The sequence below is a fragment of the Coleofasciculus chthonoplastes PCC 7420 genome (assembly GCF_000155555.1).
Classification (GTDB): domain Bacteria; phylum Cyanobacteriota; class Cyanobacteriia; order Cyanobacteriales; family Coleofasciculaceae; genus Coleofasciculus; species Coleofasciculus chthonoplastes_A.
On sequence record NZ_DS989860.1, the window covers coordinates 125,254 to 137,454 of the forward strand.

Annotated in this window: 10 protein-coding genes; 6 read left to right on the forward strand and 4 right to left on the reverse strand. The window is 44.5% G+C overall.

The genetic code is table 11. The features are described from left to right. Positions 1-8 precede the first annotated feature (8 nt). Together MC7420_RS24670 and MC7420_RS24675 are read right to left on the reverse strand one after the other, a co-directional pair. On the reverse strand, positions 9-644 hold the full coding sequence (locus MC7420_RS24670) for a type I restriction endonuclease (RefSeq protein WP_006103867.1): 636 nt from the start codon (positions 642-644) through the stop codon (positions 9-11). Positions 645-973: 329 nt separating this feature from the next. Continuing rightward, entirely contained in the window at positions 974-1,720 is a 747-nt protein-coding gene (locus tag MC7420_RS24675; RefSeq protein WP_006103828.1) for a DUF6920 family protein, read from the reverse strand. A gap of 263 nt (positions 1,721-1,983) precedes the next feature. Here MC7420_RS24675 and MC7420_RS24680 point away from each other — a divergent pair, with 263 nt between their 5' ends. Next, positions 1,984-2,883: a phosphodiester glycosidase family protein gene (locus tag MC7420_RS24680; protein ID WP_006103820.1), complete on the forward strand. Its 900-nt coding sequence runs from the start codon at positions 1,984-1,986 to the stop codon at positions 2,881-2,883. A 159-nt stretch (positions 2,884-3,042) separates the two neighbouring features. Here the strand turns inward: MC7420_RS24680 and MC7420_RS38510 are convergent, their stop codons facing one another. Then, complete coding sequence (locus MC7420_RS38510) at positions 3,043-3,225, reverse strand: hypothetical protein (RefSeq protein WP_083799156.1); 183 nt, start codon at positions 3,223-3,225, stop codon at positions 3,043-3,045. 29 nt (positions 3,226-3,254) lie between these two features. Beyond that, the gene (locus MC7420_RS24685) at positions 3,255-3,809 is read right to left on the reverse strand and encodes a peroxiredoxin (protein ID WP_044209518.1); all 555 of its coding nucleotides are present in this window, start codon (positions 3,807-3,809) and stop codon (positions 3,255-3,257) included. A gap of 904 nt (positions 3,810-4,713) precedes the next feature. On the opposite strand from MC7420_RS24685, the gene ppsA reads away from it, so the two are divergent. From ppsA to MC7420_RS24710, 5 genes are all read left to right on the forward strand, one after another. Then, positions 4,714-7,215: a phosphoenolpyruvate synthase gene (gene ppsA / locus MC7420_RS24690; RefSeq protein ID WP_006103730.1), complete on the forward strand. Its 2,502-nt coding sequence runs from the start codon at positions 4,714-4,716 to the stop codon at positions 7,213-7,215. A 260-nt stretch (positions 7,216-7,475) separates the two neighbouring features. Next, complete coding sequence (locus MC7420_RS24695) at positions 7,476-9,518, forward strand: sensor histidine kinase (RefSeq protein WP_044209520.1); 2,043 nt, start codon at positions 7,476-7,478, stop codon at positions 9,516-9,518. 5 nt (positions 9,519-9,523) lie between these two features. Beyond that, complete coding sequence (locus MC7420_RS24700) at positions 9,524-10,222, forward strand: hypothetical protein (protein WP_006103737.1); 699 nt, start codon at positions 9,524-9,526, stop codon at positions 10,220-10,222. Then, positions 10,206-11,222, forward strand: coding sequence for a ComEC/Rec2 family competence protein (locus MC7420_RS24705; protein WP_157453312.1), 1,017 nt, complete (start codon positions 10,206-10,208; stop codon positions 11,220-11,222). The genes MC7420_RS24700 and MC7420_RS24705 overlap by 17 nt, the downstream gene beginning before the upstream one ends. Positions 11,223-11,798: 576 nt before the next feature. Beyond that, positions 11,799-12,201: aconitase family protein (locus MC7420_RS24710; RefSeq protein WP_044209523.1), on the forward strand; the 403-nt coding region annotated here is incomplete at its 3' end.

Here is a 12,201-nt window from a genome sequence, read left to right on the forward strand (position 1 = left end):
TTTATACATTATGAATTATTATTTATTAATTCTTGTTGCCACCGCTTCAACACCCCCAACACTTGATACAACTCATTCCCTCGCCGCCTCAGTGTCAACTCATCGGACAAACCATATTGTGGCATATCTTGCCGAATTAATTTAATAAACATAAAATGACTCCCATTTGTCACCAATCCAAACGTGGGTTGTAAAAGATTCGGACTATTGAGCATATAAAACAACGCCTGCGGTAACGCTTCACTCAAACTAAACCGCTTACTTTTTGACTCAATCACCGTCACCCACAATTGCTGATGTAACACCAAAACATCAATCCGTCCCCGCACCACTTCATCCTTCTCCTCAACCACAATTTCCACTTGTTTCTCAGCCACTGGACGGAAGGGATAGCGAAATAAACCAGCTAGGGACAATAACGGCGACAACACAACCATTTTGACAATTTCTTCATGGACGGGATATTTTTCTAGTGCTAGAAAATCCGCCTTAACTTGGTCTAGCCATTCCTTTTGAGCCGCTGTAAGTTCTGGTAATTCCCCCTGCCATTCACCAAAAAACTGCTCATCCTCAACCTGTTGCAGGTTAAATTTTTCTTCCACATCATGCAGGGTTAATTCACTCGCTTGAATAACTTGTGCCATAATCGTTGAGTCCTTTGGCTAGCATCCTTTCATGATAAGGGTTTGAGCCACTGATAGAACGGGATGCGATCGCATCTCTAAAAGGTATCATCTAAGCGTCTCAAAATTGTAATTTTAATAATAGCGAAATCTTTGTAGTGCGTTTAGCGAAGCCATGCCGCAGGCTTTGCATCTTGCTCGCTAATCATCAGACAAGGGCGACCCGATAAAATTAAACGGAATAGATTTGTTCATTTGTGCAAGCGGGTCGCCCCTACCCAAAAATTAACTATCAAATTGAGAGGAATAGAATTGTTAATTCATGCAAGCGGGTTGCCCCGACAAGGAATTCAACGATAAATTGCCTGATCAATAGTTGCTCTAAAAAATGCTTTTTCTGACTCAAAACGTTCGCTACCAAAGTGCCATCCAACCAACAATCGAGTGGGGATAGTGTAGCCGCCAAACGTCCCTTCTGCTTCCACCAAGCCGCCGAAATCTACATAATGAAACTCAGCACCTTCAGGATTGTTCCAGCGCCTCAGCTTGACACTCTCCAACTGCCCTTGATTATCAATTGTGAGGATAAGATCGGTACTCTCGCCAAATAGCGTTAAACTAGCATGGGCATGAACTGCATCCGGTGTCGTCCACGATACATCACGTTGACATAAAACAGACGGTAACCAGACAAGTTCTGCCAGCATTCGACCCACAGTTGATCGCGTAATATCTGCACCCGAAGCCGTCATCACCGGAAACAGCCCTAACAGTTTCCACCGCATCCCGCCAACGCCATCCACCATCCGATCAGATCCCCATATCGGTAAGCCATTCATCCGTACCGCCGCCCGCCAAATAAAACCTCGACGCCAAGAGATGACTTGTTCAGCAGTGAAGGGAAGCCAACCCCGGAGTTTGATTTCACCATGCATCCGCAGTCGCACCGCAGAGGCTAATGGTGTTCCTGGCGCGATCGCATGGTTCAGATAGCGTTGTACCGCCTCAGGAAGCCCCACCAATTGATCGGGTTGAAAAACCGACTCGCTGGGTGGCGTTGACTCCCACAACTCGTTTAGGGAAACCGCTTGACTCATAATTACCTCCAACCCCGATTCTTAAAAACAATTGTCCGGATTAAATCGTTATAATCCAGTATTTATTGTCAGCGAAGCAAACCAATTCATCAGGTTGCTAGAGGAAGAGAAAAATCTGTTCTCAGACTACACAAACCTTCCCTCTTCCGTAATCAGCATTCTCCAATCACGAATCATCAATTACCAGGTTGCAATCCACCTAGTCATAAACCTAGCCAATCCATTTGGCGTTTATAACTGCTAGTCCTATTGAAATTGTACCGATGTCACGTCAACATTTATCCAGTCCTCAGCGAAAATTCACTCGACGTTCATTTCTAGTCTTAGGTGGTGCGGCTTTAGCCCAAGGATTGGGACTTGTTTCCCCAGTCGCCGCCGAGTCTGTCAGTTTTCGCCGCAGTACGATTCTCGGTGTTCCCCTGTATCAAACCCATATTGATTTGACGAACCCCGATACGTTTATCGCCATTGGTTTAGCCAATAATTCCACGTTGGGAAATCATCAAGGGGCAATTGGTGAAGAATCGTTTGGTAATATGGTTCGTCGCTATCACGCGGCTGTCGTCGCCAGTGGCACATTTTTCAGCAAAAAAGACCCAAAACGGCTGATGGGAAATATGGTATCCGCTGGAACCTTTCTCAAATACAGTCCCTGGGAAAATTATGGCACGACGCTGGGATTGCGGGTAGGAAACCAACCGGAATTAGTGACAGCGCGAGTCGATGGAAAACCAGACTGGGGTCAACATTGGTTTTCGCTGACTGGGGGTCCAAGACTGCTGAGAAAGGGAAAAGTCTGGTTAGCGCCGCGTAGTGAAGGATTTACTGATCCGCGTGTTATGGGTGTGGCACATCGCTGTGCGATCGGGTTTCCAGCTAGTGGCAAAAAATTAGTCTTGGTCACGTTTCTAGCACCGTTACCCCTATGGCGAGAAGCGAAGGTAATGCGAGCAATTGGGTGTAGTGAGGCAATGAATATAGATGGCGGATCATCTAGCGCATTATACCACAGGGGGAGGATTTTGGTGAATCCTAAACGGATGCTCACGAACGCGATCGTTGTGTATGATTCCCATCATCCTGCACCGACATTCTTACGAGAGACTTGGCAGAAGTTTCAACAAGGAGAACGACCTGTTGTGCCTCAGTTATTGAGGGTTTAAAGGATTAAAAAATATATCGTTTTAAAAAGAGCGATCGCCTGCCAGATCCCTGTAGGGGCGACCCGCTTAGCCTAATTAACACCACCCGTCCATTTAATTTGATCGGGTCGCCCTCTCCTCAAACCTTTGGGTTAAAACGTGTTTATGTAAGAATGTTGCCTATTCCATCCCGAAACGCGATCGCATCCCAAAACCCCAAACTGTACTGACTTGGACTGCACAACTCCGCTCAGTCCAGCCAGATCGTGACGCGATCGCACAAGGTTTAAGAAAGATGTGGGTAATGCATAGCCCACGCCGGGGAGAGGGGAGCAAGAAGGAATTTATGTAGAGACGCGCCATGGCGCGTCTCTAACAAAGGTGCTTTTGGCTTATGTCACCGATCGCAACTCATCTAAATGTGCCAGTACCTCTGTACTGTGAATCGCGGGTCGAACACCGAGAAATATCTCCCGCAAGATACCATCGGGATCAATGAGATAAGTATGACGTAGGGAGACAAAGCCCATCCAAGACCCATACGCCTTACTCACTGACCCATCTGTATCGGCTAAAAGGGGGAATTTCAACCCCTCTGAGTCACAAAAATCGGCATGGGAGTCCACATCATCCGCACTCACTCCCACAATTTGGGCATTTCTCTCTATATATTTGGGCAAATCTTGCTGAAAGCGACGAGCCTCTAAGGTGCAACCTGAGGTGAAATCCTTGGGATAAAAGTACAAGACCACCCATTTTCCTCGGTAATCGGAGAGTGATACCTCCCCATCCCCACTATTGGTTGGTAGCGTAAACTCTGGTGCAGGCTCGTTTAAGGGTGGTTGTTTACCGCCGAGAGCATAAGCGGCGGGAGTGACGTTTAACCACGTCAAGCAAGCCAGACAGCTTGCCAAGAGAAGGCTCACAAGTGTGCGACGAGAAATCATGATTGATAGCGCGTATTCGTTTTACATAAGTTTACAATCCTAATTTAGATCTTGTCAGATTCTGGGATTGCGCTATCATGTCTAGCAGGGTAATGGTCAGTACCATTTAACTATTCAAAAGTTTTAGGGACGTTTGGATGAAGACAATCCGCTCGACTGAGCCTATAAATTCCCTAGTTTAATTATAGTGACTTTATTTCGATAAACCCAAACCTATTACGGATAGATAGACAATATTTGATACTTCTATCTGGGGATCATTGAAAAATGGAAGACATTTAAAGGAACAATGTATAACCAGCAGAGCTATCATTGGGGTTACCTCCCTGATAAACAATATCTAGGTTGTTAATATACCTAGGGTTAGGTGGCTTTAGTGCTGATTTAAATTAGGGATTACGGCTTGTCTATTTCTAAATAGTCTGCTATGGTAGAACTGTTCTGAAATAAAGGACTGTGACTGAATTACTCGCTCTCCTAATAAGTAAGTAATTATTCAAGGAGAACGCCAGAAGAAGTTTGCAAGGCTACAAACCCGCCAAAGCGCGACAAGGTGTGGATTGAGTAAGCGTGGATTGAGCTATCTATTCCCGAATTCAACGCCTTAAGTCAAAACCTAAAGGATTGATAAACATCAATTAAATTTATCCCGACTATAAGGATGGGAAAGGATAGTAGCTCTGAATGCTTTAACTCTAAAATTGAGTAGAGTGTTAGATTGGCGAGGATTATGACTGTAGCCAGAGTTGCCAAAAATAAATGTGTAAATCGCTACGAATTTAATTGTGAGGTATGGTTCTATAAAAAACAGCCGAATCCTAAAGAAAATATTACCTAAAGGAATTTTTTCGGCTGAGTATCGGTAAACTGAAATACTGAAACCAAGAGTAGGAGGAAATACTTAATGGTTGCAGCTACTGAACCAACAACATCTCAATCGTCCAAAGAAGAAGCTCTCATTCTGTGGTTTGAAGAGGTAGGAATTGTCGATGTTCCCTTGGTGGGTGGTAAAAACGCCTCCCTCGGCGAAATGATCCGACAACTGACCGCTAAGGGCGTCAGGGTTCCCACCGGATTCGCCACGACGGCTTATGCATACCGTTACTTCATTAAGGAAGCCGGTTTAGAAGAAAGGCTACGCGAACTGTTTTCTGACCTCGATGTCGAGGATATGAATAACCTGCGAGTCCGGGGTAAGCAAGCGCGGTCTTTGATTCTCAATACACCGTTCCCAGAAAACCTGCGAACGGCGATCGCGGAATCTTACCTGAAGCTGTGCGAACGGTATGGGGTTACCGCTGAGTTTTGCGATCGGTTTGAGCCGGAATACCAAGAAGAGTGCAAGGAGAAAAGCCAAGCTGTTGACGTAGCCGTCCGTTCATCCGCTACGGCTGAAGACTTACCTGATGCCAGCTTTGCAGGTCAGCAAGAAACTTACCTGAACGTCTACGGTGTCATGGACGTTTTAGACGCTTGCCATCGTTGCTTTGCCTCCATCTTCACTGACCGCGCCATCTCCTATCGCACCCTCAAAGGGTTTGATCACTTTGATGTCGCCCTGTCAGTTGGGGTGCAGAAAATGGTGCGCTCTGACTTAGCCTCTTCCGGTGTCATGTTCTCCATTGACACAGAAACAGGCTTCAAGAATGCCGCCCTAGTTACCGCTGCCTATGGTTTGGGCGAAAACGTTGTCCAAGGTGCTGTCAACCCCGACGAATACTTTGTATTCAAACCCACGCTCAAGGACGGGTATCGCCCGATTCTCGAAAAGCGCTTGGGCAGCAAAGAAATCAAGATGATCTATGACATCGGTGGTTCGAAACTGACCAAGAACGTATCCGTGTCAGAGCCTGAGCAAGTCAAATACGCCATCAACGACGAAGAAATTCTGCAACTCGCTCGCTGGGGTTGTATTATTGAAGACCACTACTCCGAAGTCCGGGGTGTCTACACCCCTATGGACATTGAGTGGGCGAAAGACGGTGAAACGGGTGATTTGTACATCGTCCAAGCTCGTCCAGAAACCGTTCAATCCCAGAAATCCAAGAGCGTCCTCAAGAGCTATCAGCTTAAAGGAACCTCTGAGGTGGCGGTTACCGGTCGCGCCGTTGGCGAAATGATTGGTCAGGGCAAAGCCAAAGTGATTCTGGATGTCCACAAGATTGATGAGTTTGAACCCGGTGAAGTCTTAGTCACCAACAAGACTGACCCCGACTGGGAACCAATCATGAAACGGGCATCAGCCATTGTCACCAACCAAGGTGGACGTACCTGCCACGCAGCAATTATTGCTCGTGAGATGGGAATCCCCGCGATTGTGGGTTGTGGTGATGCTACAGGTGTGCTTAAGAGTGGACAAGAGGTCACTGTTTCCTGCTCTGAAGGGGAAGAAGGACGGGTTTACGAAGGGCTTGTACCCTTTGAAGTCCAAGAAACCCAACTGGAAAACCTACCCACAACCCGCACCAAGATTTTGATGAACGTGGGTAACCCAGAAGAAGCCTTTGGTTTGGCGGCGATTCCTTGCGATGGCGTGGGATTAGCCCGCTTAGAGTTCATCATCGCCAATCATATTAAGGTGCACCCCTTGGCACTGCTGAACTTCGATAAGCTCGAAGATGCCACCGTCAAGCGGGAAATCTACAAAATGACCTACCTCTACGAACGCAAGGCTGACTTCTTCGTAGACAAGTTGGCGCGGGGTGTGGCAATGATTGCGGCGGCATTCTATCCCAACCCAGTTGTGTTACGGATGTCCGACTTCAAGAGTAATGAGTATGCCAACCTCCTCGGCGGTCAACAGTTTGAGCCGAAGGAAGAAAACCCGATGATTGGCTGGCGTGGTGCGTCTCGTTACTACGATGAAAACTATGCCGAAGCCTATGGGTTAGAGTGTCAAGCGATCAAGCGAGTTCGGGATGACATGGGCTTAACTAACGTAATCCCCATGATTCCCTTCTGCCGTACCCCTGAGGAAGGGCGCAAGGTGCTGGCAGAAATGGAGAAATACGGCTTGAAGCGTGGCGAAAATGGACTGCAAGTCTATGTAATGTGCGAGATTCCCAGTAACGTGATCTTGGCGGATCAGTTCAGTGAAGTGTTTGATGGGTTCTCCATTGGTTCCAATGACTTGACTCAGTTAACTCTGGGTCTTGACCGCGACTCCAGTTTGGTGGCTCACATCTTTGATGAGCGCAATGACGGGGTTAAGGAAATGGTACGGATGGTAATTGAGAAGGCGAAGAAGAATGGTCGTAAGATTGGTATCTGCGGTCAAGCGCCCAGTGACTATCCTGAGTTTGCCAAGTTCTTGGTTGAGTTGGGAATTGACTCAATGAGTTTGAACCCTGACTCGGTGATGAAGACACTGTTGATGGTGGCTGAAGTTGAAAAACAACAAGGCTAAGTCTTGAGTGTCCAGAGTCTGCGTCCCTGATGGGGCGTAGACTTGAGAAAGAGCGATCGCATTTCCGGTGGGAGTGCGATCGTTCTTTTATAGAAGGTATATAGCCTTTCTCATAAGATGAGAGGGGGTGAGGGCGCAAGCCTTGCGCCCCTACATTCGTCTCTTCTATGGGTGTACTTGTTCGTGGCTCGACCCCATCGATGGAACTCAGGTATAATCTTAAACAGAGCGATTGGCTGTCAAGTTACAGCGATAAAATCATGCATTTTAAGTTTTCACCCAATATCCTGAATAGATTAGGTGAAGAACTGATTCCTAATCCAGACCAAGGAATTATCGAATTGGTGAAGAATTCTTATGATGCTGATGCGACCCAATGTACAGTAGAGCTTATCAATACTGACACCACAGGTGGTTCAATCCTGATTTCAGATAACGGTATTGGTATGGATCTCGCGGCTATTAGTGAGGGATGGTTTGTGCTAGGTCGGTCAAAAAAAGCTGCCCGCGAACCTACTGCTCTGGGACGTCTACCTGTTGGTGATAAAGGATTAGGTCGATTAGCTGCGTTGAGACAAGGTTCTAAAGTACAATTAAAAACCCGACCTAAAAATGAACCCGCTGTTGAGTATTCTCTGACGATTAATTGGCAAGATTTTGAGCAAGCCTCTGTTGTGGAAGACATTTCCTTCGATGTCCAAAAAGATATGGCTAACTTGCCCCAAGGGACGGAAATTTTAATTGAAAATTTAAACATAAAGTTTGGTCGGCGAGAGGTTAAACGATTAGCCAGAGAACTTTTATTTTTAGCAGATCCATTTGATAGTGATATTGCTTTCCGCCCTAGGCTGATTGCTCCAGAATTTGCTGATCTTGAAAAACAAGTTAATGAATCTTATTTTGATGATGCTGAATATCATTTGAAGTCGTCAGTTAATGGAGATGGAATCGTAGAATCTTCCGTATTCGACTGGAAGGGTGAATTGCTATTTCAAGCAAAACATAGTGATATTTCTCAAGAACCTTACAAAACAGCACCAGCAGAATTTGAATTATGGGTATTTTTGCTAAACCCTCAAAGTTTCTCTACAAAAACAGCGTCTTTCGGACAGGTTAGAAAATGGCTATCAGAAGTGGGTAATATTCATTTATACCACAGGGGTTTGCGGGTGAAACCCTATGGTGATCAAGGAGATGATTGGCTGAATTTAAATTATGCACGAGCCAGAAATCCAGAGGTACGTCCCTCAACCAGTACCGTTATTGGTCGGATAATTGTCAATGATCCCAATGATCTGCTAAATCAAAAGACTGATCGACTAGGGTTTATAGAAAATGAAGCTTTTCTGGAGCTAAAGCGGTTTGCCATTGATGTATTGAACTGGATGGCTAAAGAGAGGCTGAAACAAACTGAAAATAGACGACAAATAGTTAAGCAAGAATCGAGTCGTGATGTTATTTCTGCTAAAAGAAATATTGAAAGTGTTATTGAAAAAGCGGTGCCACAGCAATCTCGTGACACAGTACGCAAGGTAATTCAACAGTACGAAGAGGTAAAAGAGCGTGAAACAAAAGCACTACGGGAAGATCTTCAACTCTATCGAAGTCTGGCGACAGCCGGAACAACAGCAGCCGTTTTTGCTCATGAGTCTGGTAAACCCGTCACGTTAATCGAGAAAGTCGCTAAACGAATAGAAAAAAAAGGTCAAGAATTACCAGGAGAGATATATTTTAAATCTTTTGCAAAACCAGTAGAGATACTTTATAAAGTCAGCAAGTCGTTACTGAGTTTTTCCAGGTTTCCTTTGCATTTATTAAAGCGAGAAAAGCGTAAAACGGGTCGTGTGGAAGTTTATCGTGTCATTGATGATATACTTGAACTATTTGCTCCTTTTCTTCAAGACAGCAAAATAGAGGTTGTAAAAAGTAGTATTAATAATCAGTATTTTATTCTCGGAAGTACGGCTCTCTTAGAAGCGATTATTACGAATCTTTTGACCAATACCATCAATGCTTTTAATGTAGAAGGAACACGTACAGAAGGACGCCAGGTAATGATCGTTACTGAAATTATCGAAACTTACTTACAGATCAAAATTTTAGATAATGGTCTAGGAATTAGAGATATCAACTTAAATAACATTTGGTTACCAGGTCAAACAACTAAACCAGAGGGTACAGGATTGGGACTAACTATAGTCAAAGATTCAGTTACTGACTTGGGAGGAAAAGTGCAGGCAATTGCTCAGGGAGAATTAGGTGGGGCAGAATTTATCATAAAACTACCACTTGTTGGAGGTTAGCTGTTATGACAGTTATTCAATCTAATCAGAAAATAGCGATAGTTGATGATGAAGCAGAATTAGCAGAAGCAACTGGCTGGGAAGTAGAGGACGCTGGGTATGAACCCTTTTTAGTCGTCAAGGGACATTTTACAAACGTCAATGATTTAGCATCAGTTATTTTAGAGAATACTCAAGGTGCTATTTGTGATAATCGCTTGACTAATTCTGGACTGGCTAATTTTTCGGGTGCTGAATTAGTTGCCACCTTGTATGACCTGAAATTTCCATCATTACTGATATCTCAGTTTGTGGAAATTGACACTTCTTTTTCCATTAGAAAATGGAGACAAAAAATTCCTGTATTGTTAAGTCGAGACAAAGCAAATGCGTCAAGTATCACAAAAGGAATTGAAGCTTGTCAACAAGAACTTAGTGGTCATCTGCCGATTAGCCGAAAACCTTCTAGAACATTAGTAAGAATTGTTGACCTTGATCAAGCATCTAATGAGCCTGTTGTCGATGCAATTATCCCTGGTTGGAATCCCGATAAGGCTGTCCGTTTTCCAGCTTCACTGATTCCTGAGACTATTCAATCTGATGCCTTAAGAAAAGGTGTCCGTCTATTTGCTCACGTTAATATTGGAGCTGATAACGCTGATGATTTATATTTCGATAAATTTGAGTTAGCACCTGAGCCAGATGACGATGATGGACTTGCCTGAACTTATTATTGTAGATGTTGGTCACGGTAATTGTGCTGTTTTCCGAGATACAGAGGGTGTGGTTGTTATTGACTGTCCCTATGGCAATACATTAAGAGAAATTATTGAGTATAGATCGATTCAAGACATTTCCCATATTTTGATTTCTCATGCAGATGCAGACCATATTGCAGGTATTGTCAATCTGCTATTAGATAAGACTCTCAAGATACATAATATTCACTTAAATCCTGATGCCGTTAAAAAGAGTGAAATTTGGCAGGATTTACGAATTGCCTTAAAAGATGCCAGAAAACGTTTTGGAACGGTAGTTTCAACGGAATTAACTACAACCAAGTCACGAACGTTAAACATTGGTCAAGTAGATATACAAGTTCTGGCTCCAACACCTGAGTTAATACTCGGTGGTGCTGGGGGAAGAGATTTACAAGGGAGGCGATTGACTTCCAATTCCATATCTGTTGTGATTGGCATAGTTCACAATTCTCACCGAGTCGCCATATTAGCGGCAGATATTGACAAAATAGGATTGGAAAATCTGCTACAGGACGAACCTGATATCAGCACGGATATACTTGTCTTCCCTCATCATGGCGGAAAACCGGGTGGTGCAGATGGCAAAGCATTTGCTCAAGAGTTATGTAATTTGACTGAACCTAGATTGATAATCTTTTCAATCGATCGCAATCGTTTCAATAATCCTCGTGAAGAAATTATCGAGGGAATAAGTGTATCGGTTCCAGAAGCTCATATTTTGTGTACTCAGCTATCCAAGCAATGTGCTGAAAATCTGCCCAGTTCTGAACCTATCCATTTAAGTCGTCTTCCGGCTAAAGGTTTGTTAAAAAACACTTGTTGTGGAGGAACTGTCTCAGTCCATATAAAGGGTGGGGAAACAACTTATACTAAAATTGATTTGCACAAAGCGTTTATTGATGATCAAGTGCCTACCCCAATATGCCGGAAGTTCCAGCCAATATATCTGTCTGATTCTAGGTAGGGCTTGCTGCAACAATTAGAAACCCTTAAAATAAAGGATTTAGACGAAGATTATGGCAGCTGATGGGGGAGAACCATGCGATCGCTCTTTTAATGGTCAGATTCATGCTACAGTCGCGGTGACATCCTCCCACACCAGAATCTTGGATTTGGTGTGGGCTTCCAAGCTTCACAACTTGGATTTCCTGGTTTTTCCCTTGCGGTATTTCGACACTTACCTAGACTGAAACGAGTACATTTCAGTCCCCGGTAGACCGTCTGCACAGGCAGTTTCCATTCCCGCTAGCCCGGCGGTACTGGTTAGTTTGATTTGCCTTGGTTGTTGATTATCGAATTCGAGAATCAACTCACGGTGCAGCAATTTCAACTAGCTTTGTGAGCAGATGTATCGAAGGATGATGTCAATTTACCACATTGATGTTGGGGGAGTCCAGTGTATCCCAACGCCCAATTAAAAATTATGGCGTGGGTCTTATTGCTCCCCCAAACCCCCACAATTAGATAAAATAGAAAGCTCCAGCATCTATCCTATAGCTGACTGGTGATTATCCTTAAATCCTATAACAACCTTTTGCAGATGAGCGAGAAAACACTATTCGATAAAGTTTGGGACTCCCACACCGTCGGTACTTTACCTTCGGGTCAAACTCAACTCTTTATTGGTTTACACTTAATCCATGAAGTCACCAGTCCCCAAGCCTTTGGGATGCTGCGGGAAAGGGGATTAAAGGTGCTGTATCCCGATCGCACGGTGGCGACTGTGGATCATATCGTTCCCACCGAAAACCAGGCGCGTCCTTTTGCGGATGTCTTAGCCGAAGAGATGATGCAGGTGTTGGAGCAAAGTTGTAAGGATTATGGGATTCGCTTCTATAATATAGGATCGGGGAATCAGGGGATTGTCCATGTGATTGCTCCAGAACAGGGATTAACCCAACCCGGAATGACGATCGCTTGTGGAGATTCCCATACTTCAACTC

What these genes read in the sequence shown, in the direction of transcription:
- MC7420_RS38510 (WP_083799156.1), bottom strand. Translation starts at nt 3,225, where the DNA reads ATGGCGCGTCTCTACATAAATTCCTTCTTGCTCCCCTCTCCCCGGCGT.
- MC7420_RS24705 (WP_157453312.1), top strand. Translation starts at nt 10,206, where the DNA reads ATGATGGACTTGCCTGAACTTATTATTGTAGATGTTGGTCACGGTAAT.
- MC7420_RS24695 (WP_044209520.1), top strand. Translation starts at nt 7,476, where the DNA reads ATGCATTTTAAGTTTTCACCCAATATCCTGAATAGATTAGGTGAAGAA.
- MC7420_RS24675 (WP_006103828.1), bottom strand. Translation starts at nt 1,720, where the DNA reads ATGAGTCAAGCGGTTTCCCTAAACGAGTTGTGGGAGTCAACGCCACCC.
- ppsA (WP_006103730.1), top strand. Translation starts at nt 4,714, where the DNA reads ATGGTTGCAGCTACTGAACCAACAACATCTCAATCGTCCAAAGAAGAA.
- MC7420_RS24670 (WP_006103867.1), bottom strand. Translation starts at nt 644, where the DNA reads ATGGCACAAGTTATTCAAGCGAGTGAATTAACCCTGCATGATGTGGAA.
- MC7420_RS24700 (WP_006103737.1), top strand. Translation starts at nt 9,524, where the DNA reads ATGACAGTTATTCAATCTAATCAGAAAATAGCGATAGTTGATGATGAA.
- MC7420_RS24680 (WP_006103820.1), top strand. Translation starts at nt 1,984, where the DNA reads ATGTCACGTCAACATTTATCCAGTCCTCAGCGAAAATTCACTCGACGT.
- MC7420_RS24685 (WP_044209518.1), bottom strand. Translation starts at nt 3,809, where the DNA reads ATGATTTCTCGTCGCACACTTGTGAGCCTTCTCTTGGCAAGCTGTCTG.